Source organism: Desulfocicer niacini (assembly GCF_054657595.1).
Genome location: NZ_BAAHYK010000013.1, coordinates 38,432 through 61,644, shown reverse-complemented (window position 1 = coordinate 61,644; position 23,213 = coordinate 38,432). Strand labels below are relative to the sequence as shown.

Sequence of the window (23,213 nt, the reverse complement as noted above, 5' to 3'; positions counted from 1 at the left end):
TGCTCTCCTAACTATCTAATTTGTCTAAAAATTCATATAAAATACCATTATCACAGTAAACAAAAATATTTAAATCAAATACACATATTTGTCAAGAAAATAATCATTTTCCTTTAAACCAACTTGCCCAAACCCCCCTGCTGTGATAAAAAATGCCACCTGAAGATTTGACTTTATTATAGACACCCATGGCAGGGCATCCATCCTGTCACAGCGCCTGATGGGTCGTAGACGCGGAGCCAAATGGCATTATGCCGCCCCTCCCCCGACGGGCAATAGGCCCGGACCGGAACTGTAGGCAGTTCGATTGTCCGGTTCCTATTGCCCATCGGGGGAGGGGCTCTGCTGAGGTAGACTTGAAGGCTACCTTTTTATATAACTCACATGGCAGCAAGCACCTGCCACAACGAAAGTTGAAACTCTCATCATTGCAGTATCTTATACGGAGTTTCATATAAAAAAACATACAAAAAAACGGAGATAAAATGGAACCCATCATCACACGCTTTCCCCCCAGCCCCACGGGGTACCTGCACATCGGAGGGGCACGCACCGCCCTTTTCAACTGGCTCTACACCCGAAAAACAGGCGGAAAATTTGTCTTGAGAATCGAAGACACCGACCAGGCAAGGTCCACCAGCGAATCTGTGGATGCCATATTTGAATCCCTGGAATGGCTGGGCATCGACTGGGACGAAGGACCTTTCTTCCAGACCCAGCGCTATGATATATATAAGGAATACATCCAGAAACTGCTGGATAACGGTGATGCCTATTATTGTGACTGCAGTGCAGAAGAAGTAGATGTCATGCGGGAAGAAGCAAGGGCCGCCGGGAAAAAACCCATGTACAACGGGAAATGCAGGAACAAAAACCTTGGCCCGGCCCCCGGCAGGGTGGTGCGCATCAAAGCCCCCACCGCCGGTGCCACCGTGGTGGAAGACGTTGTAAAGGGAAACACGGCCTTTCCCAACAGTGAACTGGATGATTTCATCATCCAGAGAAGTGACGGCAGCCCCATGTATAATCTTGCCGTGGTGGTAGACGACATCACCATGGGCATAAACACCATCATCCGGGGGGACGACCACCTGGTGAACACCCCCAAACAGATTCTGATTTACAAGGCCCTGGGAGCCAAACTGCCCCTGTTTGCCCATGTACCCATGGTGCTGGGATCGGACAAGGCACGGCTGAGCAAACGCCACGGCGCCATGTCCGTGAGCGAGTACCAGGACATGGGATTTCTGCCCGATGCCATGCTCAATTATCTGGTGCGGCTGGGATGGTCCTGCGGAGATCAAGAGTTTTTCACCCGCCAGGATCTCATCGAAAAGTTTTCCCTGGAGCACATCGGTCGGTCTCCCTCCATGTTTGACATGGATAAACTTGTGGCCCTGAACGGCAAGCACATCCAGAGCAAAACCCCGGCTGAACTGGCTCCGCTTTTAATCCCCTTCTTTGAAAAGCTGGGAATAATGGTTACCGAAGAGGATCCATCCCTTGAACCTGCCATTGAAACCCTCCAGCCCCGGAGCAAAACCCTGGTGGAGATGGCCAAAAATGCCTCTTTTTATTTCAAAAAAGACATTGAACTGGAAGAAAAGGCGGCCAAAAAATTTCTCAAGGAAGCAGCTCGGCAACCCCTTGAACTGACCCTGAAATACCTCAATGACCTCAACACATTCACGGAAAAAAACCTTGAGGAGGCATTAAAAAAGGTTATGGAAAAGACCGATCTGAAATTTGGTAAAATTGCCCAGCCATTGCGGGTGGCCCTCACCGGCACCACCGTAAGCCCCGGCATCTTTGAAATGATCCTGGCCCTGGGCCGGGAAAAAACCCTTTCACGCATTGAAAAGGCCCTGGAATATATCCGGTCACAGGCTGAGTAAACAAATATTCGGTTGGTATTGTAAATGTTTGGCCAATTCCTCATTTTCACCTGTTTGGGACTGCGTAGTATACCAACATACTATGTGAGCAGACCCAAACAGGTGAGGTGACGATGGGGTGCTGGCCGAATATATTACCCGTATAGCATTCCTGCGTAACCCACCATACTGGTGCCAGGACTTTTATCAAAGCTGTTGGCATATTCAAGGGCAGTGCCCTTGATGGCCCCCAGTGCCCGGGCAGCGGCCACTGTGGCGGCAACGGCCCCGGCACAGCACATGTTCCGGCGCTGCTGCCCCTGAAAAAGGATCTCATTCACATCCATGGCCTTCATGGCATCCAGGGCAGCGGCATCATTTTCCCTTTCCATCCACTCCCGGGCGTTGGTGCCGGAACCCGCCGGGGTAAATCCGAAATTTTCCCCATAGTGGGTCAAATCCGTGGAACCTACCACCACCATGTCAATCCCCAGATGCCGGGCAACCGCCACCGCTGCAGTACCAATTTTTTCTGCCACCGGTGAAGGCGGCACACCCACCGGCACCATGCAGGCGGTGGGGAAAAAATATTTCACCAAGGGCAGCTGCACCTCAATGGTGTTGTCTCCGGGAAAGGTTTCCGGGGTATCCAGTTGCATCTTCACCCTTTTTGCAAGCTCCCGGACAAACCCGTCATGGATATCAAGATTTCCCAAAGGCGTTTCCCAGCCCCCCCGGGACAATATCCGGGGAGACTGGTTTTCATGCATGTGCATGCCAAAGATAAGGACCAGGTCCGGAGACTTTTTTGCTGCCAGTGCCGCCATCACCCGGCAGGCAAGCCCCCCGGAGAAGAACCACCCGGCATGGGGCACAATGCCACAGGCAACGTCTCCCAGGGGCAGAGACTCTCCGCCTTTAAGAAATTCCTCAATCTCCCGTTGACACTGTCCGGCATCTGCCGGATACCAGGAACCGGCAAACTGTGCTGTTTTTCTTATCATGACCCCTCCTGAAACGCATTATCAGGGCATATTTAAATCATATACCCACCGTTTTCACAGCCATGCCCCCACATTTTTTTATATAAAACTCCGTATAAAGAGTTGCAATTATTAGAGTTTCATTTTTCGTTGTGGCTGGTAGTTACAGCCATGTATTTTTTTATATAAAAAGGCAACCTCCAAGACAACCTCAGCAGAGCCGCCCCCCGATGGGCAATAGGAACCGGACAATCGAGCTGTCTACAGTTCCGGTCCGGGCCCATTGCCCGTCGGGGGGGGGGCGGCGGCATATTGCCATTTTCATTATTCGTTGTGACAGGATAGTCTGTCATGTGAGTTATATAAAAAGGCAACCTCAGCAGAGCTGGTCCGGCCCATTGTTCATTTTATCCCTGACGATTCCCGGCCACAGCAGTTTTAAGCCATTGAACCCAGGGTTCCAAACCCACTTCGGTTTTGGCCGACAGCTCAAACACCGTCAATCCGGGATGCACTTTCTTCATGTTTTCCACCGCCTCCCGGACGTCCAGATCCAGGTATGGAAGCAAATCAATCTTGTTTAAAATAGCAACATCTGCCACCTGAAACATCAGGGGATATTTCAGGGGTTTATCTTCTCCTTCGGTGACGCTTAACATAACGGCCTTGGCGTTTTCTCCAATGTCAAACTCCGCCGGACACACCAGGTTCCCAATATTTTCAACAATGAGAAGATCCAGTGCAGCAAGATCCATGGTAAGGGCTGCTTTTTCAATGAGATGGGCTGCAAGATGGCAGTCGCCGCCAAATTGATCGGTGTTGATCTGGACCACGGCGGCCCCGGTGGCCTCCAACCGGTCAGCATCATTTCTGGTACAGATATCCCCCACAATAACACCGGTGACCACTTCCGGCATGAGATGGAGCAGGGTCTTACAAAGAGTTTCAGTCTTTCCAGAACCCGGGGAACTCATCAGGTTCAGGACAAACACCCTTTTTTCCCGGAACATCCGCCGGTTTCTATCAGCCATGTTCTCGTTGGCCTCCAGCACCCTTTTTTGAATATTGATTTCCATATATTATGCACTCCTTTTGCATCCAAGCTTAAATCTCAAATTTTCAACGCTCGCACCGCCCACACATCGAAGTTTAAACCCAAGGCTGCATTTTTTCAGTCCGCAAGCTCCAGGGAGGCCACCTCAAGTTCCCTGCCGGAAACAAGCTTAATTTCACCCATCCCGCAGGAAGGACAGGTAAACACCACATCGGGCACCTCCCACTCATGGTGGCAGTTCCGGCATCTGGCCCTAACCGGAATGGTTTCTATGACAAGCTCAGCGCCTTCAAGACAGGTGTCTTTTGAAATTATCTCAAAGCAGAAACTCAAACTGTCCGCCACTACGGCGGCTAGTCTTCCCACCCGCAAATTCAAGCGTTCCACCCTGGGGTCCAGCAGATCACCGGGGATGGCCCCCAGTGCAATGGAGAGCATCTGCTGGGCAATTCCCATTTCATGCACGGCCACCTCCCTTAAGAACTCAGAAATTTTCAATTTATCGGTTATTTTTCCCAAACTCAGACATATGGAGTTTTCAGCCGGATTTGCCGCTAAATTGATTTATTCTGATTCCATTAGCATTAAATATTTAATTTAGAATCGCTCCATCACCCGTTTAAAGCCCGGCAATGCACCCTTGATAACCTCATCCGCCACACAGAAGGCCAGCCGAAAATGTCCGGGACTTCCAAATCCAGTCCCCGGAACAGCCAGAATTAACTCCTCCTGCAGAGCCTTTACAAAGGCCACGTCATCGGGCACAGGGGTGGTGGGAAAAATATAAAAGGCCCCCGGGGGCACGGTGAATGTATATCCGGCATCGGCAAGCCCATCACAGAAAATATCCCGCTTGCGACGATAGGCATCAATGTCCACACTACTTTTCTGCAGAAAGGGTAAAACCCGCTGCATCAGGGCCGGTGCATTGACAAATCCCAGTATGCGGTTGGCCATGGTAAGGGCGCCGCGCATCTCGTTTTTAAAGGTAAAATCTGGATGAATAATCACACACCCGATGCGCTCACCGGCAAGGGACAGATCCTTGGAGTGGGATGTCACCACCACGGCATTCTTATAACACCCGAACACCGGGGGAACTTCGGTATCGTTAAAGACAATTTTACGATAGGGTTCATCGGAAACCAGATAAATTTCCCGCCCATACTGTGCGCTCTTTTTTTCCAGCAGAGTTCCAAGATCGGCAAGGCTCTCCCGGGAGTAAATCTGTCCGGTGGGATTGTTGGGGGAATTGATAATCATCACCCGGGTCTTTTCACTGATGGCCGCTTCAACGGCATTCAGATCCAGGGTGAAGTCCTCCCGGGTGGCAACGGTTTCCAGGCTTCCACCATGGTTGGCCGCATAGAATAGATAATCTGGGAAAAAAGGAGCAGGCACCAGCACCGTTTCTCCGGGATTGAGCAGGGCTTTCAAGACAATATTCAAGCCACCGGCGGCCCCGCAGGTAAGCACAATATCATCGGCGGTCACGTCCGCGGCCTGCTGCACTTTCATGGTTTGGGCAATGGAGTCACGCACATGGGGAAACCCAACGTTGGACATATAGCCATGCCCTTCTTTTTTCCCCTGGACAACAGCAGTTTCAAGAGCCTCATGAAAGGCTGGCGGTGGGGGCAGATTGGGATTTCCCAAACTGAAGTCAAACACATTTTCCGGGCCGTGTATGGCCTTTAACCGGGCGCCCTCTTCAAACATTTTACGAATCCATGAGGATGATGTCATGGCCTGTTCAATTCTGGATGCAATCATTGTCTATAGCATGCTCCTTGTTATAGTTTCTCGTAAGTCATAAGTCTTCATTCTTCATACTGCGTGTGTTGTTTTGAAATTTTATTAGAAAATAAAACGTTTGGGCAACCGCTGCAGAGCCCCCCCCCCGAGGGGCTATAGGAACCGGCCAATTGAGCCGTCTACGGTTCCGGGCCGGGTCCATTGTTCCTCGGGGGGGCCGGTATAATGCCATTTTCATTTTTGGAGACCCTATGACTGCTGCGTATTGTTCGCACATCACCTGAAATCCATAACTTCAGATATCACTGATTCGTTGGGAAAAAAAATCTTTTTTAAAGGCAGAAAACCGATCTCCCCGGATGGACTGCCGGATATCTTTCATTAGATTCAAGTAATAATGAAGATTATGAATGGTGTTAAGGCGATAGGATAACAATTCCCTACTTTTATAAAGATGACGCAGATAACCTCTGGAATAATTTTGACACACATGGCAGGTACAGGTGTCTTCCACGGGCTTTTCATCCATGGCAAACCGTGCATTGGAAATGTTTATGGTGCCCCGGGAGGTAAAGAGCTGTCCGTTTCTGGCATTGCGTGACGGCATGACACAGTCAAACATGTCAACCCCCATCCCCACCATCTCCACAAGATTTTCCGGAGTGCCCACCCCCATGACATACCTTGGTTTGTCGTGGGGCAGAAGTGGCACGGTGTGATCGGCCATTTCATACATCATGTCCGTGGGTTCCCCAACGCTTAAGCCTCCCACAGCATACCCTGGAAAATCAAATTCAATCAACTGTTCGGCGGAAAGGCTTCTCAAATGAGAAAACATCCCGCCCTGGACAATGCCAAACAAGTTATTCACACCCCCTTTTTCCAGCCAGTGATCCCTGCCCCGCCGGGCCCACATGGTGGTTTTTTCCAGGGCCGTCATGGTCTCTTTTTCCGTGGCAGGATACTGGATGCACCAGTCCAGGGACATCATGATATCAGAGCCCAGCACCATTTGAATGTCCACGGCCTTTTCCGGGGTAAACAGATGCCGGGAGCCGTCAATGTGGGACTGAAAATTAACCCCCTCATCGGAGAATTTTGCCAGCTTTGCCAGGGAAAAAAACTGAAAGCCGCCGCTGTCCGTGAGTATGGGCCGATCCCAGTGCATGAAGCGATGGAGTCCGCCCATGTGGGCCATTACCTCACATCCGGGCCTTAGATACAGATGATAGGTATTGCCAAGAATAATCCTGGCACCACACTGTTTTAATTCCTCCACAGACACAGCCTTCACCGAACCAAGGGTACCCACGGGCATGAAAATGGGGGTGGGGATCTGGCCATGATCAGTGGTGATCCTGCCGGTGCGGGCCCGGGAGTCTATGCATTTTTTTTCAATGTCAAAGGTCAGCATTTTTTTACTCCAGCAGCATGGCATCGCCATAACTGAAAAATCGATATTTGTTTTCCACGGCCTCTTTATAGGCATGGAGCATGGTTTCTCGTCCGGCAAAGGCTGATACCAACATGAGCAGGGTGGATTCGGGCAGATGAAAATTAGTGATCATGGCATCCACCATGCGGAACCGGTATCCGGGATAGATAAAAAGGTTGCACATGCCGCTGCCCGGGACAAGTTGTCCGGTTTCTTTTGAACAAAACTCCAGGGTGCGCACACTGGTAGTTCCCACGGCAATGACCCGTCGACCTTCTTTTTTTGCCCGGTTAATGCATTTAGCTGTGTCCTGAGAAATAGAGAAAAACTCCGAATGAATCTGGTGATCACGGATATCCTCCACCCGCACTGGGGCAAAGGTACCATGGCCCACATGCAGGGTGATCTTTTCAAATTCGATCCCTTTTTCTTCCAGCCCAGCCATGAGGTCCCGGGTGAAATGAAGTCCGGCCGTGGGGGCAGCAACGGCACCTTCTTTTTTTGCATACACCGTCTGATAATTTTCCCGGTCCCGCCGGGCATCTGTTGTGCCGTTTCTATGAATGTAGGGGGGCAGCGGAATCTCTCCGACTGCTTCCAAAGCCTGCCTGAAATCGGTGTCACAAAAAAAACGCACTAGGAAAAGACCCGAAGCCGTACCCTCCACCCGGGCCGTAATGCCAGCCCCCAGAATCAGACGGGTCCCTGGTTTCGGGCTTTTGGATGCCCGGATCATGCAGTCGCATTCAAAATAGCCCTGTTGTTCCAGGCAGGTCATGCCAGCACGGTAGTCTATGATCAAGACCTCCACCTGACCACCAGTTTCTTTGTGGCCTTTCAGGCGTGCAGGAATCACCCGGGTGTCGTTGATGACAAGAAGATCATCTGGCTTCAACAGGCAGGCCAGCTCGTCAAACCGACGGTGGGCAATTTCCCCGGTGGCCCGATCCAGACAAAAAAGCCGGGAACCGCCCCGGTTATCCACAGGTTGCTGGGCAATCTGTTCCGACGGAAGATGGTAGGCATAATCGGAAAGCTTATACATTACAGCACACATTTACCAAGGTAAACCACCCCCAGCCCCAGTAGCATCAAGATTCCGCCAAAACGCCTGAGACCATTGTGGGGAAGCGTTACCACCACCATCATCACCTGTTTCATTTTTTCAGGAAAAGCAAAATAGGGCAATCCCTCAATGATCATAACCATTCCCATCACACACAAAAAAAACTTCACTTGCCTGCCTCGCTTATCCTGTTATCACTTGATGACCCCGTTTTTAAAAATTGACAATCCCAGGGAAGGGTCAGGTATCTCCATGGATTATCCCACAAAATCTATGGACTATAGCACAAAATTTAGTATTGATAAAACAAATCATCAGAGATATAAGAAGAGGTTGACAAACAATCAATACGGCCTTCAATGCACAAGAAAACACGTGGACCTGGTTTCCAGCTTCTGTGACTTAAAAAGGTTGTCAGGCGTGGATTCGTGATACTTTTATTGGCATTTCCCGTTAACCTTAAATTTATATGAGGGGTTACGCCTTAAAGACACAACCAGTCGCCCCCGGGGCATAAGCCAACTGACCGGGACACGAAGTGAAAACCAGGCACAAACAGGATACTTTAATCATGCTTTTTGAACCTGTCATCGGACTTGAAGTTCACGCCCAGCTTAAAACAAAAACCAAAATATTTTGCAGCTGCCCCACCACCTTCGGGGCCGCCCCCAATGCCAACACCTGCCCGGTGTGCACCGGCATGCCAGGGGTTCTGCCAGTCTTAAACCGCACCGCCGTCACCTTTGCTATCAAAAGTGCCCTTGCCACCGACTGCACCATCGCAAGGGAAAGCCGGTTTGACCGCAAAAATTATTTTTATCCAGACCTTCCCAAGGGATACCAGATTTCGCAATACGCCTTTCCCATTGCAGAGCACGGCCACCTCGTGGTGGAACCCGAAGGAGCAAGCCCCAAACGCATCGGTATCACCCGGATTCACATGGAGGAAGATGCCGGAAAGCTCATCCATGATCCCGGCCGGGGCAAAAGCATGGTGGATCTTAACCGCACCGGCGTTCCCCTGGTGGAAATTGTCAGCGAGCCGGATATGCGATCAGCGGAAGAAGCCGGGGCTTATTTAAGAAAACTCCACGCCATTTTAAAATATATTGATATATGTGACGGCAATATGGAAGAAGGTAGTTTCCGATGCGACGCTAATATCTCCCTGCGGCCCGTGGGCCAGGAAGCCTTTGGTACCCGTACGGAATTGAAAAACCTCAACTCCTTTAAGCATGTGGAAAAAGCCATCCGGCATGAAATACAGCGGCAGACCTATGTCCTGGAATCGGGCAAGGCCATTATTCAGGAAACCAGGCTGTGGGACCCGGACAAGAATGTCACCCGATCCATGCGTGGCAAGGAAGATGCCCATGATTACCGGTATTTTCCTGATCCTGATCTGGTTCCTCTCATTGTGGATGAAGAGTGGATTTCTCTGGTTAAAAAAGATATGCCGGAACTGCCAGATGCCAGAAAACAAAGGTTCATGGAGACGTATGAGCTGTCGGACTATGATGCCGCAGTGCTGACAGGCTCCCGACAACTGGCAGACTACTACGAAACAGCAGCAACCAATGTAAAAGATAAAAAACAGGCTGCCAACTGGATCATGGGACCGGTTCTGGGCTTGATAAAAAGTCAGGGCCTTGCCATTGATGCCCTCCCTGTGTCGGCCACGGCCCTTGGCGAGCTTCTTGGTCTTGTGGAGGCAGGCAAACTTAATGCCGGAACGGCAAAAACCGTGTTTGAAGAGATGAGTCATTCAGATAAGGGCCCCCTTGCCATCATGGAAGCCAAGGGTCTTGAGCAGGTGTCAGATCAGTCGGAACTTGCTGGCGTAGTGAGCGCTGTCATTGAAGCCAATCCCGATGAACATGCCGCCTACAATAACGGAAAAACCAAACTGTTCAGTTTTTTTATGGGACAGATCATGAAGAAAACCCGGGGTAAGGCTGATCCAAAGGTGATTACGGAACTGCTCAAACAGCAACTGTGATGGAAGCTTGTACATTTTAACACCATCCTGTCTGCCCCCAGTTCCATCATAATCAATTAAGGAGTGCACCCAATGGCCAGGAGTGATTTTTTGAAACCGTTCCGTTTATCACAATCAGTAGCCATCGTTATTTTTCTGTTTACTGCAATCACCTGTTGCCAGATCTTTCCAATGTCTGCCCGAGCCCAGGTGCAGCAGGTGACTATTCTTCCCTTTACCATGAACGCAGAAAAAGATTTAACTTATATTCAGGAGGGCATTTCTCATATGCTCTCCTCACGGATTTCCAGGAAAGAAAAAACCATCATTGTTCCCGGGAAAGCCATTATTGATAAAATTCATAATGCCCGGACATTATCCGGTGATGCCCTGATTAAGGCCGTGGCCGGAAACACACCGGTTGACTACATTATTGCTGGAAGCATCACCGAATTTGCCGGAAGTTTCAGCTTGGACACAAGGGTTTATTCCAGCGTATCTTCCACGCCCCTTCACACCTTTTTCAGCCAGGCCGATTCCTTGGATGGCATTATTCCCGCAATGAACCGCATTGCCGGTGAAATTAACAATCAAGTATTTCACCGTGAAACCCCGGGAATGCTTAACGCAGATGCAGCCCCCCCTCCCCAAACAAAAGACTTGACCCGGGCCAATCCTGAAACCCTCATTCCCCAGATTCCCATGGAAATGACGGCGAAAAAGAAACCTTTCTGGATGTTCTGGAAAAAAACAAAACCAGAGGATGAGGAAAAGGACTTTGAAATACCCGAAGTCCTAGATGAAGTGAATGCTGACGATGTGGAAAAAAAAGACAAGCCTGTCTGGAAATTCTGGTAATCTGTCAAGAATCATAAGTCCTCAGACTGCAGTCATTACCCTGCCGGTCTAAGGCGCAGCAACTGCGGGCAAATTTTGTCCCCAATAGTCTGCACTTTTTAACGCCCGGCAGGGCAAAATAACTTATCGTTTTTGGCTCGCAGCCTCTTCGATCTTGTGATCAAGCCCCAACTTATCTTACCAAGCAATCATAAACAGTTGGTCTTTCGCCCTCAACAATTGAGCAGGCAGCAAAATCCTTCCCAAAGAATCTCTCAACCTTTAAAACACCTCTTACTTCTCCTGGAATCCATCCTGCTGGAGTTCCTGCAGGGGACTTAATTTGTTTTCCAGGTGAAGTCACTCTTAAAAGCATCCCTTTTTCCAGCCCTGTTTTTTCACCGGCATTTATATAAAAGGAATTCTCTTCGCTGGAAAAAGTCCGGCAAAACCACGGCGTAATCTCACTTGATTCAATGGCCTTAGCAAAGGTTGAATAAACAATGTTTTCAACAAATTTGGAGACGTCTTCATCTGTTTTAATGGGCATCTCAAACTTCACAGGCTTATACCGGTAGAGTAATCCGGCATCCACAATTGAAACCATGGCTGAGCCCATGCCGGGAAAGACATCCGGCAATTTAAAAGTCTCCACAAGCACAAGCATTCTGATACCAGGATAAACCGTTAAAATACCAGATGTTCGATACAAATCTTTATTTTCAAGTACATTGTTTTGAGCAAGGGTTTCGTAGATTTCATCATTCCCAACCAGAACGATCCCCCCCCCTTCCGCAAATTTTTCAGAGGCCAGTGATATTTTTTCAACAGTACCCGGCAGCACTTTACTTCTATCAATGAGTAAGCCTGTTTTTAACTTCATTTTATCTTTTGCCAGGAGCTGATTATTCTTCTCCTGCGCAAACGTACCCGACACTATTGCAGTTGTATCCCCGGGGGAGGACTTAAGCGATGCCACTTCGTGCTGGAGGGCATCTACTCTTTTTTCAAGGGCTTCCTGATTTGCTAAATTCACTTTATTAACACTGGAAGCTGTCCTGGAATCAACATTTTTACTGGTCTCAGGCTGCAACCTTTCCCTGAAAAAATCTCCAGACAATAAATTAGGTTGATCAATGGTGACTTCCCTGATCTGGGCATTTGAATACCCGGTAATATTTTTTTTGTCTGTGCTGACAATATCCGGACTTGACGCACACCCACAGCAGAAAAAAATCAAAAAAACATAAAACATAAAAATTGAATTGGGTTTCATAATTCAGGTTCCAGTGCTGGTACACCTTGACATAAATTTCATCATGCTTATTCAATCTACTCTTTAACCGTTATCTGGATAATTAAGCAGAGCAAAAGCCAAAAGCGGCTGGTGAGTTATGTCGAGTTGTAGTAATTTTAAAGTGATGTTCCATAATTAAACTTGGGGGGTTACTTTCTCAAACTGAAGATTAAACCTGTTTTCGCTAACATGAACATTACAGGCCCACCACAGAAACACAATATATCCATATCTCAAACCTACCCCTTCTCCGATATATGTCAACATAAAAAATTTGGAAATTTTATTACAACACATAGCACTCAAGATGTGGGATCAGACCTTTTCGTCCCATGTTATGAGCGAACCCAAAGGTTCATCATTCGATCAATGAAGCAGCTTGAGCCCAAACAGGTCAAGGCCTGATTCCGAAAAACCAGGCCTCTTTAACTTACAAGGACCAAACACATGGAGGTTGGAACCCTTTTAAAAAGATCACAAGATGAACCAACCCGCCCCATTTAAAGGCATGTCCACTCAGCTCATTGATGTTAAAAATTTATGATAAATTCTGCTGCCAGTCGCATGGCCATCTCATCGGAGGATTCGCCTGTCAATGCTTCTGTCACATCTTCAATAACTTCTCCAGGAAAGAAAAATGCTGCCTGACCTTTGATAAAGGAATGTTTACTGGTGGCAAGGGTTAGCTCATTATCCCATTCTGTCCCAACATATCCGGCACCTACTTTTTTAGGCCCGTTTATTGTTGCATCGACCGGATCAACTATATTGGTTACATAGATATCTTCATTCCACCAGAAGCTGTTGATATTGGTTTTGAAAATGAGAAATCTTTTCGGAGCCACAGTGATTCCCGCACTGATCAGCGTTAATCCGGGATTATCCCCTCGACCATTTCCATTACCGGCAAAATTTTGAAGACCTCCTGTCATGACCGGGGTGCCATTTCCATAGAATTCTGGGAGATAACCATAAAGTGCGGTACCCAGCAAAAAGTTTGTATCCCCAATAATGGTATTTTCCCCTCCCCATCTCGCAGAAAATCTTTGGGCATTTTCAACGCCATTATATCCTTCCAGTTTGTCGTCATAGGGATCATCATCACCTGAAGTATACATAAATCCAAGGTGTGGCTTAAGGGGGAAATCAGTCAACTTTCCCTTAAATTCATAAGAGATGTCCGCCGCCAGGGCGTATGCATTTATATCATAATCTTCTTCAAGAGCGGTGATTCGATCCGGTCCAACGGTACTACTTAGCCCTGTATTGTCCGCCGAACCGAACTGATACACTGCTTCCGTGAAAATCTCTACGGCACCAAAATTTCCAATCCAGTATGCACCGGCATGGTAAGAATCAGTATCAGGCGTTCCCCCAGATATGCCAAAGGGAGACCCAGCAGCACCATACATATCATTTGCGACTACCTCTCTTATCCTATCAAAGGCTGCCAGAAATTGAATTTTATTTGTGTCATTGGGCTGCCAAGTTACATAACCTGCATAGAGATCCCGATCATCGTCTGCACCGTCTTTCATTGCAATAGCACTATCCTGAAAATCATTCTCCATCAATTTAAAATATCCTACATTATAGCTGATGGAATCATTTTCTCCCGTGAGCCAGAACCCGGGGTTATCGTCTCCATAGACCATGCCCGCTCCCTCAAAAGCATCCAGATGCCAGATATCCCATCCGGCATGGAGCCGCATATTCATGGGTAGCGCATAGGTCAGATGAAGCCTTTCAAGCCCGAAATTACTCGAATTATTTGTTTTTCCTCCACGAGAATCAACACTGGCTGTTTCAATGGGCCTGTCAAATTCCAGAGCGGCATAAAAACTCCATGCCCTGTCCTTGGGCATGGCATTAAAATACATTTTTGCTTCGGTCCGGATATAGCTATCCTGCACTGAACCACTCTCGTTGGAATGGGTTTTGAAATATTCACCAGCAAGACCGCCGTACACAAGCCCGCCGGCCTTAACCGGATTGCTATCTGACACACCGAAATCCCAATCACTTTCAGATGTAGGAATAATCCTGGCAGTGGCACCAAAACTCATTAGAATATCTTTACCTGTAGTTACCTGTACACTTCCCGGCCCGACGATGGCTTCTTTTGTGATGTCGTCGGCAAGCTTCAACTGTTTATCAAGATCAGAAGCACTTTGCGCAGCAAAACATGATATGGAGCTTACGAACAAAATCGCAGTCGCCACCACGATAAATTTCACATGGTTTTTCATTGACATTCCCTCCTTTTGGAAACGTAAATTTTATACATTTGTACCGACAATTCAAAAAGCATAAGTATTGTAATTGGTTATGTTTATGTATTTCTCCTTTTAGTGAACAGTTTTAAGAAATCTCTCCACCTCAGCCACTTCAAGCCCTCCTTAACATTTAATAACATTTCTGAGTTAAAGTTTAATCTACAGCGAATTGACAAGGAAATTCATATTAATAAAGCTACTCACATTTCGAGCTTGGTCACAACATGTGTCACCTGGGGAAGATGTCCGCCAATTATTACGACTTGTGAGCAAGCCTCACATTACAATGCAGCATTAGGGATTTCAGGATAGACCTGGGTAAGTTATTTATGATTTGGATTATTGCCTATGAACTCCTAAGGGACTGGAACTTACCAATAAGCCATATCCTTGCAATAGTCTGTACACATACGATCAAAAAATTGTCAAGCGTTTTATTAGATAAACAACGTTATTGCTCGAACATTTTATATATCGTTAAGAGATCCTTCAAAAATACTTTGCAGTTTTTTAGAACAATCCCCATATGAAAATTCTATTTACCCAAAAGACTGTAAAATAACTTAGGGGTCATAGGTCTTGAACATAAGATGGTCCAGTCGGCACAATTGGCGGGACAATTGGGTCAGGCTTATGTTATTATGCCTTTGGCAACCATCTGTGCTTCATGGCAGATTTACCAAAAAACATGAACGGCTCGAGTCCAACCCCTCTTTAATTAATCGTCGAACCGGAAAAATGCTAATGGGACTCTATGCAAAGTTAGGATTATTCCCTTGCGGGCATTCGGGAAAATGTGTATAGAATTTGGATTTGACACAGGAAAACAACTTTAAAAAATATCAGGAATAGAGCATCCTTGATCTTCATCTGTTTACACTTTTCAGAAAGGGTATCCATTTCCCAGAGGTTTGCTCATCAAAAAATTGTAAACTTTTGCTAAAATCGTATGAGAGATGCCAGAAATAGAAATTGGTAAAAAAATAAAAGCATATTTATTAGGAGCCATCTTGAAAAAAAGAAAAACGCCATACATGGTTTTCACCCTTTTTACCCTGTTAACAACCTTATTTTTTATTACTGGTTCAGCATTCGCTAATCCTGTAAAAGTAATGATCCTACCTTTTCAAATCAACGCAGAAAAGAATCTTGAATTTCTGAAAACCGGCATTCAGGACATGATGGGGTCCCGCCTTGCATGGCAAGACAAGGTAATGGTAATAGACAGATCCGCTGTAAACACCACGGTAAAAAAACTGGGCCAATATAAAGATGACAGTCTTGCCTTGCTTGCCGGTGGCCAGCTGAAAGCAGACTTTATCATCACCGGCAGCGTGACCATCCTTGGCCAGGGAGCCAGTATTGATGCTAAGATGATTGACATAACCGGAAAAATGGCTCCGCTTCCTTTTTTCGGTCAGACCAATGATCTGGGAGGGGTTATTCCTGAAATCAACCGGTTTGCAACCACAATCAATGAAACGGTGTTTCATCGTCAGATGGTTTCCCCTGGTAATATTCCGGTGCAATCCCAGTCCAACCAACCATACTCTTCCCCCCAGCAGACACTGGCCCCACAAGCTTCAGCGTCCCAGGGAGCCGTCGCCGTTAACCCAAATTTTACAACCGACACTTCACGACAGCTTACCAGCGGATTCTGGAAAAGCAGACCCATTCCACTTCGCATCCTGGGCATGGATCTGGGAGATGTAAACAACGACGGCATTCTGGAAAGCGTTGCTTTAACAGATGAATCCATCATTATCTATCAAATGCAAAACAATCGGCTGGTAAAAACCGCAGAAATCCCCATCAGTAAATTGTCCCATCACATCGGGCTGGACACAGGGGATATCAATGGTAATGGGATTCCGGAAATTTTTGTTTCCAGCATTTCCCCGGAACAGGATAGAGCTACATCTTTTGTGATGGAATACAACGGCAAAACCTACGACACCATCGTTAAGAATGAACCCTGGTATTACCGTATTTCAAGACAAAAAAACGGTGAGGTACTGCTCCTGGGACAAAAACAGCGGGAAAGGAATGCCGGTATCGACACCTCACCTATCTACAAAATGCAATGGCAGGGAAACACCTATGTATCTGCCAGCAAAATTTTAAAAAGAAAAACCGCAAATGTCATGGGTCTTTGCATTGATGACATCCTTGGCAATGGGTCAGCAACCACAGCGGGCTATGATACGGCAGAACACCTTACTGTTTTTGGAATTTCAGGGGAATCCCTGTGGCGCAATCCGGACCCTTCCGGGGGGACCCTTGCAGGATTCCTGCTTCCCAAAGACAATGCAGAAGATGACGATCAACTGCAGTTTTTCCCCCTTCGCACCAGAATCCACGACATTGACAAAAACGGAGCACTTGAAATCATAACTGCCACTAACCACGATGTGGCCATGAGTTTTTTCAGTAAATTCAGAAAATTTGACAGAGGTTTCCTGGAGTCTCGCTCCTGGACAGACATGGGACTGAACCTGAACTGGAAAACAGCGCCCCTGCCTGGACGTATCTCCGACTTTGTTATTGGTGATTTTGACAATGACGGATTTGAAGAGCTGCTGGTTGCAACCATCACCAAAGAAGGCACCACAATAATGTCCCAGGCCAGCAGCGTCTTTGTGGCTTATGAACTTTTAAAAACGAATGACAGATAGGGCTTGTTCACAACAGGGGCCATATAAAGGTGGGATCAGGCTTGTGTTATTGAGCCTTTTGTTGAAATCTGCCTTGAGACACAGATAACTGATAATACCATAGAACCTGAAAAAAACTCAGGCTCTAATACCGCATAGCCTGACCCCGTCGGCCCGCAATGATGGCGAGTGGCCCAAGTTATGACCAAGCCTGACAAATAAATATAATCACTTTTATGAAGACAATACTTTGACTGCACCGAAAAACAAATCATTTATTGCTTGACATCTTTTTCGTGTGCTGATATCGGTACTGAGCAGTATGGGTTAATATGGTGTTTTCTGACGTCAGGAATCATCATCCATGCAAGCAGTTGCTGAGGGGAGCTAGACTGAGAATGTAAAATAATTTGTTTTTATATTTTTAGGATTATGTTCCGGCAACATTTAATTGTTCGCTTAAAACAAGCGAAATCACCTTAGTTTTTTGTAGGAGGAAAACGAAGATGAAAAAACTGGCTATTGCTATTCTTGCAGTGGTATGTGTGGCGATGTTCATTGCACCGTCATTTGCTGATGACAGGGTTTCCCTGTATGGATCCTTCCGGGTTCGCGCCTGGGACAACAACTACCTCAACGGTGACGAAACCAACAACATTGATCAACGATTCAGAATTGGTACAAGAATCAATGTTGCAGATGATGTTTATGTTGAGATGAGAGCAGATTACGGAGAAGGTTCCTGGGGTCTGAATTATGGTCCTGGATATGTTGTTCGGCCCCGTACTGGCGACAGCTCTGAACTTGATATCGATCGTGGTTTTCTCAACATTGACAAAGAGATGTGGGCTCTGAGAGTTGGACAGCAGTATCTGGCTCTGGGAATCATGGAAGTACTGGATGCCAATGCAACAGCCGCTAAATTGACCTTGAAACTTCCGGTAAAGGTTTCTCTGATTTATGGAAAAGCCGATGAAAACGGAAGCCTGAATGATGATGGTGCCAACGAAGATACCGATTTTTATGCAATGAATCTCAGCTATGACACAGATGCATTTTCCAGTAATCTGTATGCCATCATACAAGATGATGGAACTGCCATGGATGATTCACGGACAATGTTCGGTTTCAACGGCAGTGCTAAGCTTGGTATGGTTGACCTGACAGCGGAACTTGATTTTGCCACTGGTGATTATAACGATACTTTTGGTAATAACATTGATTATATGGGAACTCAGTTCTACCTCAAGGGCAGTGCCAATCTTACGGATGCCTTCAGCATGGGTGCAGAGCTTCTCTACGCTCTGGGTACCGACGATGCCAACGAAGTGCAGTTGACCAATATTTGTGACTGGGCATCTTTTGTTCCCATGTCCTCCAACACCCCCTTTGATGCTGATGTAACCGCGTTTGACAGCAACGCAAACTGGTTCAGCCCCTTTGATCCCACTGGCGACAGTGCTGGTGTTCAGGGTATCACCCTGTTTGGTGCTTTCAAAGTAATGGATGGACTTTCTCTGGGTGCCAAGGTTGGTTACTTTACCCCCGAAGAAGACAGCGTAACAGATGTGGATGATATCACTTCCTTCAACGTATGGGCATCCTACATGCTGGCCACCAACACTGAACTTGCTCTTGCCTACTTCTACTCAGATTATGACGAAAATGGTGCAACCCCCATGTTTACTGAAGAGCAGGAAATCATGGTTGCAAGACTTCAGGTTAATTTCTAAGCAAAAAATTATTCCTGAATTTGAAGTTGTAATATGACTGTATAAGGGGATCGAATTTTATTCGATCCCCTTATTTTACGTTTACTCCCAGATTCCCACAAGATAATGTGCCCGGTAGGAAACATTCTGATTTGTATATTTCCTTGCCAAAAGTCTTAATTTACTACGAGTTACCAACTCAAACAACTCGCTTAAACATTCGCTCAAAATCCCGTTGGGACCACACCACCCGAATGGGCCTGCCATGGGGACAATAGAAAGCATTCTCACATTCATCCAGACGACAGATAAGATCCGCCATCTCCACTTCGTTCATGGTCTGATTTGCCCGAACCGAATTGTGACAGGCCATGAGGACAAGACAATCCTCCAACCAAGCTTCCCCATGAATGGCGTCATCACCTGATTCAAGGCCTGACTCCATAATGCTATCCACCATATCCTGAATCAATTGTCTTACATCACAATGATCAATGATGGCAGGCACGGCCTTCAGGGCAAAGGTTGTCCCCCCAAACGGTTCGATGTCAAAGCCTAATTCGCACAGGGCCGGGATCATTTTTTCCAACAATGCACTCTGGGAAAAATTCAAGTCAAGGACTTCGGGAACCAGCAGATGCTGGGAGGGCGGCCTGAAGGTTTTGGATCGCTTTCTAAGTGATTCATAAACAATACGCTCATGGGCAGCATGCTGATCAATGAACACAACCCCCTCCAGGGTTTCAATGACAATGTAAGTCCCCAGCACCTGCCCCACAATGCGGGCGTGGGATTTCAGCCCGGGCGTCATATCCAGGGAATCTGCCAGCGTATTGGAAATTGCTGCATCCGTACTCAAACACAATTCAGTACGAGGGGAAATGGTTTTTCCCTGTTTATTTTCAAATTCAACCGAACCTCCGTCCACGTCATCTTCCACCGAACCATGTTCCACCGGTCCGTCTTCCAGGCCAGCCTTTATCTTAATCGCTTCTGTTGATAACTTTTTGATATCAAGGCTATCATCAGATTTTTTTTTTACAGTATCCCCATGGGTTTTTAGGCTACTATCTGAAGCAGCTTCAATATCAAAAAATGAAGCCTTCTGATAATTCTCAGCATTGGCAGAACGGCCCCATTTAAAAAGTGATGCTGGAACTGTCGTGGAATCGTTCTCAAACTTGATCTTGCTTTGGATTTCGTTACCAGGTTCCCCTTCCTTCACTGATGGCTGTGAATGCGAAATGCCATCCTGGTCATCGGGCACTTGAAATTCATAATCAAATTCTGCGAAGGTGACATCAACAGATGACAACTTCTGGGAGGTTGACATGGCAGATGGCATTTCCCGTGATACCAGGGAAGCATCTTTCTGCTCGGAAAGAACCAAAGCATCAGACACCGCCCGGCGAACGGCATGATACACACCTTTGCCGTTGACAAAACGCACCTGAAGTTTTGAGGGATGCACATTAACATCCACACCATCAAAGGGCAACGTAAGAAATAACACTGCCATGGGAAAGCGGCCCTTCATAATCCTGCCGCGAAACCCCTGGAGAAGGGCCGATACAATGCCTTTGTCCGTCACCATTCGCCCATTGACAAACAGCCGGATACGCTGGGAACTGGACCGGGTGTGGGCAGGATGGGCAATATAGCCCTTAATTCCAACGCCATTGAATTGCAGATCAAGTGGATAAAGTTGCACGGAGGCATCTGTTCCCAGAACCGATGCCACCCGGGACTCAAGGGCCTGATCACAACTGATATCCTTAACCAAACGTCCATTGTGAATCAAAGAAAACCCCACCCCCACGGCCCCCATGGCCATGGCGGCAAAGGCATCGGCGATGTGTCCCATTTCTGTGTTAACGGTCTTTAAAAACTTACGACGCACCGGGGTATTAAAATAAAGACTCCTGATGTCCACCACAGTACCTGGAGCTGCACCAATCTCAGACACCTCCATGAGTTTACCCCCGCTTAGAAAAAGCCGGGTGCCATAGTCGGCTCCCTGCTCCCGGGTGGTGATGGTCATCTTTGATACAGATGCAATGGAGGGCAGGGCCTCCCCCCGGAATCCCAGGGTGGCAATGGAAAAAAGATCATCTGCCGTAGCGATCTTGCTGGTGGCATAACGTTCAATGCATAACAATGCATTGTCATGGGACATACCGTCCCCGTCATCGGATACCCGGATGAGATCCCGGCCTCCCCGGTCCACCTCCACCCGGATATGGGTGGCATGGGCATCAAGGGCATTTTCCATGAGTTCTTTCACCACGGACACCGGGCGTTCCACCACCTCTCCAGCGGCAATCTGGTTGGTGATGAGTTCGGGAAGGACGCGGATATCACCCATGATCTCACCCTTCCTGGGAGGATTTCACAAACCGGGACAGAAATTCGGAATCCTCGGGGCTCAGATCAAACCGGACACAGGCCTGATCCACTATTGCAGGAACAGATATCTTTGTATTTTTCTGTCTTTCGTCAGATACCCACTGTACTGCCTTTCGAAGTTTTTCACCCTGGGGTTGTAATGTGGTCATATCGAACCTCCTTTTTTCACTCAAAGATCAAATTTTTGTGGGAAAACGGGATCAGGCTTGGCTTATTTGCGTTATTGACCAAGATCTATGCAAGGCCAGAACTAATAATAATGCCAACCCTGCCCCCTCCCAATATATGTCAATATAAAAAACTTGATCATCGAGTTTCACTGATTTAAATTGCAACGCTGATTCCGGAGCAGCCTGGCACTGGCAATAAAGCACATATCACCCTGCTGATTCAAAAACAATCAACCCATTTCTGGAAATCGTTTCTTCAGATCCAGGGCCTGCTCCAGTCCATAGGCCGCCCGCACCAGGGCCATCTCATCAAACCGGCTGGCCATCATCTGAAACCCGATGGGTAATCCTGTTTGGGCATGGCCACATGGAACCGAAATGCCGGGAAGACCTGCCATGTTGGTGGAAAGGGTAAAGATATCTGTGAGATACATGGTCAAAGGATCATCCACGTTTTCACCTATTTTAAAGGCTGGGGTGGGAGCCACCGGAGATACAATGATATCACATGTCTCAAAGGCCCGGGAAAAATCCTCACGGATCATGGAGCGCACCTTGGTGGCCTGGCCGTAATAGGCATCATAGTACCCCGCAGAAAGGGCATAGGTGCCGGTGATGATGCGGCGCTGCACCTCATCTCCAAATCCTTTGGATTTTGTTTTTTTGTACATGTCAATAAGCTCAGTGGCATTGGTATCCCGGTAGCCAAACCGCACCCCGTCAAACCGTGCCAGGTTGGAACTGGCTTCAGAGGGTGCAATGACATAATAGGCGGCCACGGCATAATCGGTGTGGGGCAGGGAGATTTCCTTCATTGTCATCCCCAGAGATTCCAGCTGTTTCACCGAATGGTAAAACGCCTTTTCCACATCGGGATCCAGCCCCTTTACCGAAAGAAATTCCTTGGGAATCCCGGCGGTCATTCCCTTGAGTCCTTCGGCACTATAAGCATCAATGGCTTCTGTGAAATCCGGCACATCCACATTGGCCGAAGTTGTATCTCTGGGATCATGACCACAAAGAGCATTGAGCATAATGGCACTATCCCGGACATCCCGGGTGATGGGTCCAATCTGGTCCAGGGATGATGCATAGGAAACCAGGCCAAACCGGGAAACCCGGCCATAGGTGGGTTTAATCCCAACAACACCGCAATGGGAGGCCGGTTGGCGTATGGACCCTCCGGTGTCAGTCCCCAACGACGCCGTGCACATCCGGGCCGCCACAGCCGCCGCAGATCCGCCGCTGGAACCGCCGGGCACATGATCCCGATGCCAGGGATTCCGGGTGATGTGAAAACCGGAGTTTTCCGTGGAAGACCCCATGGCAAACTCATCCAAATTGGTTTTTCCAAGAATCACGGCCCCGGCATCCTTGATTTTTTCCACCACAGTGGCATCATATTGAGGCACAAAATTTTCAAGGATTTTAGAAGCACAGGTGGTGGCAAGGCCCTTGGTACAGAGCAGATCCTTCAATGCCAGGGGAATACCCAGAAGAGGGGTAGACTCTCCGGCAGCCAGGCGTTCATCGGCTTTTTTTGCCCCATTAAGGGCACCTTTTTCATCCACGGTGATAAAGGCTTTAATATCGGCTTCACAGACATCAATGCGTTTTAACAATGCCGTGACAAGATCCACAGAGGAGATCTCCTTTGTATCCAATAATTTTCTGGCATCAGATATGGTCAGTTCATGAAAGTGCATTTTTATTCTC

17 protein-coding genes are annotated in these 23,213 nt (G+C 47.6%); 5 read left to right on the top strand and 12 right to left on the bottom strand.

The features are described from left to right. The first annotated feature begins 485 nt into the window (after positions 1–485). Positions 486–1,895 (top strand): glutamate--tRNA ligase, encoded by a 1,410-nt coding sequence (gene gltX, locus ACYQ2M_RS08810; protein ID WP_459915965.1) that lies wholly within the window; start codon positions 486–488, stop codon positions 1,893–1,895. A gap of 134 nt (positions 1,896–2,029) precedes the next feature. On the opposite strand, the gene amrB is transcribed toward gltX, so the two are convergent. The 7 genes from amrB to ACYQ2M_RS08775 all read right to left on the bottom strand — a co-directional run bounded on the left by amrB (position 2,030) and on the right by ACYQ2M_RS08775 (position 8,337). Beyond that, positions 2,030–2,878, bottom strand: coding sequence for an AmmeMemoRadiSam system protein B (amrB, locus tag ACYQ2M_RS08805; protein ID WP_459915964.1), 849 nt, complete (start codon positions 2,876–2,878; stop codon positions 2,030–2,032). 386 nt (positions 2,879–3,264) lie between these two features. Further along, on the bottom strand, positions 3,265–3,933 hold the full coding sequence (gene hypB / locus ACYQ2M_RS08800; RefSeq protein ID WP_459915963.1) for a hydrogenase nickel incorporation protein HypB: 669 nt from the start codon (positions 3,931–3,933) through the stop codon (positions 3,265–3,267). A gap of 95 nt (positions 3,934–4,028) precedes the next feature. After that, a complete protein-coding gene (gene hypA / locus ACYQ2M_RS08795) occupies positions 4,029–4,409 on the bottom strand; it encodes a hydrogenase maturation nickel metallochaperone HypA (RefSeq protein ID WP_459915962.1) in 381 nt (126 codons plus the stop codon). Between the two features lie 99 nt (positions 4,410–4,508). Further along, positions 4,509–5,684: a pyridoxal phosphate-dependent aminotransferase gene (locus tag ACYQ2M_RS08790; RefSeq protein ID WP_459915961.1), complete on the bottom strand. Its 1,176-nt coding sequence runs from the start codon at positions 5,682–5,684 to the stop codon at positions 4,509–4,511. 277 nt (positions 5,685–5,961) lie between these two features. Next, on the bottom strand, positions 5,962–7,080 hold the full coding sequence (gene tgt / locus ACYQ2M_RS08785; protein ID WP_459915960.1) for a tRNA guanosine(34) transglycosylase Tgt: 1,119 nt from the start codon (positions 7,078–7,080) through the stop codon (positions 5,962–5,964). A 4-nt stretch (positions 7,081–7,084) separates the two neighbouring features. Next, positions 7,085–8,146 (bottom strand): tRNA preQ1(34) S-adenosylmethionine ribosyltransferase-isomerase QueA, encoded by a 1,062-nt coding sequence (gene queA / locus ACYQ2M_RS08780; RefSeq protein ID WP_459915959.1) that lies wholly within the window; start codon positions 8,144–8,146, stop codon positions 7,085–7,087. Continuing rightward, positions 8,146–8,337, bottom strand: coding sequence for a DUF2065 domain-containing protein (locus ACYQ2M_RS08775; protein WP_459915958.1), 192 nt, complete (start codon positions 8,335–8,337; stop codon positions 8,146–8,148). The genes queA and ACYQ2M_RS08775 overlap by 1 nt, the downstream gene beginning before the upstream one ends. A gap of 401 nt (positions 8,338–8,738) precedes the next feature. Here ACYQ2M_RS08775 and gatB point away from each other — a divergent pair, with 401 nt between their 5' ends. Both gatB and ACYQ2M_RS08765 read left to right on the top strand, forming a co-directional pair. Continuing rightward, positions 8,739–10,166, top strand: a complete 1,428-nt coding sequence (gene gatB, locus ACYQ2M_RS08770) for an Asp-tRNA(Asn)/Glu-tRNA(Gln) amidotransferase subunit GatB (RefSeq protein ID WP_459915957.1) — start codon at positions 8,739–8,741, stop codon at positions 10,164–10,166. 90 nt (positions 10,167–10,256) lie between these two features. Further along, the gene (locus tag ACYQ2M_RS08765) at positions 10,257–11,003 is read left to right on the top strand and encodes a hypothetical protein (protein ID WP_459915956.1); all 747 of its coding nucleotides are present in this window, start codon (positions 10,257–10,259) and stop codon (positions 11,001–11,003) included. A 172-nt stretch (positions 11,004–11,175) separates the two neighbouring features. On the opposite strand, the gene ACYQ2M_RS08760 is transcribed toward ACYQ2M_RS08765, so the two are convergent. Continuing rightward, positions 11,176–12,075, bottom strand: a complete 900-nt coding sequence (locus ACYQ2M_RS08760; RefSeq protein ID WP_459915955.1) for a hypothetical protein — start codon at positions 12,073–12,075, stop codon at positions 11,176–11,178. Positions 12,076–12,809: 734 nt separating this feature from the next. After that, positions 12,810–14,528, bottom strand: coding sequence for an autotransporter outer membrane beta-barrel domain-containing protein (locus tag ACYQ2M_RS08755; protein WP_459915954.1), 1,719 nt, complete (start codon positions 14,526–14,528; stop codon positions 12,810–12,812). A gap of 1,037 nt (positions 14,529–15,565) precedes the next feature. Here ACYQ2M_RS08755 and ACYQ2M_RS08750 point away from each other — a divergent pair. Together ACYQ2M_RS08750 and ACYQ2M_RS08745 are read left to right on the top strand one after the other, a co-directional pair. After that, complete coding sequence (locus ACYQ2M_RS08750; protein WP_459915953.1) at positions 15,566–17,230, top strand: FG-GAP-like repeat-containing protein; 1,665 nt, start codon at positions 15,566–15,568, stop codon at positions 17,228–17,230. A gap of 485 nt (positions 17,231–17,715) precedes the next feature. After that, on the top strand, positions 17,716–18,942 hold the full coding sequence (locus tag ACYQ2M_RS08745) for a hypothetical protein (RefSeq protein WP_459915952.1): 1,227 nt from the start codon (positions 17,716–17,718) through the stop codon (positions 18,940–18,942). 178 nt (positions 18,943–19,120) lie between these two features. Here the strand turns inward: ACYQ2M_RS08745 and mutL are convergent, their stop codons facing one another. The 3 genes from mutL to gatA form a co-directional block, all read right to left on the bottom strand. Next, positions 19,121–21,286, bottom strand: coding sequence for a DNA mismatch repair endonuclease MutL (mutL, locus tag ACYQ2M_RS08740; RefSeq protein WP_459915951.1), 2,166 nt, complete (start codon positions 21,284–21,286; stop codon positions 19,121–19,123). Between the two features lie 4 nt (positions 21,287–21,290). After that, entirely contained in the window at positions 21,291–21,476 is a 186-nt protein-coding gene (locus ACYQ2M_RS08735; RefSeq protein WP_459915950.1) for a hypothetical protein, read from the bottom strand. Between the two features lie 251 nt (positions 21,477–21,727). Further along, positions 21,728–23,203: an Asp-tRNA(Asn)/Glu-tRNA(Gln) amidotransferase subunit GatA gene (gatA, locus tag ACYQ2M_RS08730; RefSeq protein ID WP_459915949.1), complete on the bottom strand. Its 1,476-nt coding sequence runs from the start codon at positions 23,201–23,203 to the stop codon at positions 21,728–21,730. Positions 23,204–23,213: the final 10 nt, after the last annotated feature.

What these genes read in the sequence shown, in the direction of transcription:
- gltX (WP_459915965.1), top strand. Translation starts at nt 486, where the DNA reads ATGGAACCCATCATCACACGCTTTCCCCCCAGCCCCACGGGGTACCTG.
- amrB (WP_459915964.1), bottom strand. Translation starts at nt 2,878, where the DNA reads ATGATAAGAAAAACAGCACAGTTTGCCGGTTCCTGGTATCCGGCAGAT.
- hypB (WP_459915963.1), bottom strand. Translation starts at nt 3,933, where the DNA reads ATGGAAATCAATATTCAAAAAAGGGTGCTGGAGGCCAACGAGAACATG.
- ACYQ2M_RS08790 (WP_459915961.1), bottom strand. Translation starts at nt 5,684, where the DNA reads ATGATTGCATCCAGAATTGAACAGGCCATGACATCATCCTCATGGATT.
- tgt (WP_459915960.1), bottom strand. Translation starts at nt 7,080, where the DNA reads ATGCTGACCTTTGACATTGAAAAAAAATGCATAGACTCCCGGGCCCGC.
- queA (WP_459915959.1), bottom strand. Translation starts at nt 8,146, where the DNA reads ATGTATAAGCTTTCCGATTATGCCTACCATCTTCCGTCGGAACAGATT.
- gatB (WP_459915957.1), top strand. Translation starts at nt 8,739, where the DNA reads ATGCTTTTTGAACCTGTCATCGGACTTGAAGTTCACGCCCAGCTTAAA.
- ACYQ2M_RS08755 (WP_459915954.1), bottom strand. Translation starts at nt 14,528, where the DNA reads ATGAAAAACCATGTGAAATTTATCGTGGTGGCGACTGCGATTTTGTTC.
- ACYQ2M_RS08745 (WP_459915952.1), top strand. Translation starts at nt 17,716, where the DNA reads ATGAAAAAACTGGCTATTGCTATTCTTGCAGTGGTATGTGTGGCGATG.
- mutL (WP_459915951.1), bottom strand. Translation starts at nt 21,286, where the DNA reads ATGGGTGATATCCGCGTCCTTCCCGAACTCATCACCAACCAGATTGCC.
- ACYQ2M_RS08735 (WP_459915950.1), bottom strand. Translation starts at nt 21,476, where the DNA reads ATGACCACATTACAACCCCAGGGTGAAAAACTTCGAAAGGCAGTACAG.
- gatA (WP_459915949.1), bottom strand. Translation starts at nt 23,203, where the DNA reads ATGCACTTTCATGAACTGACCATATCTGATGCCAGAAAATTATTGGAT.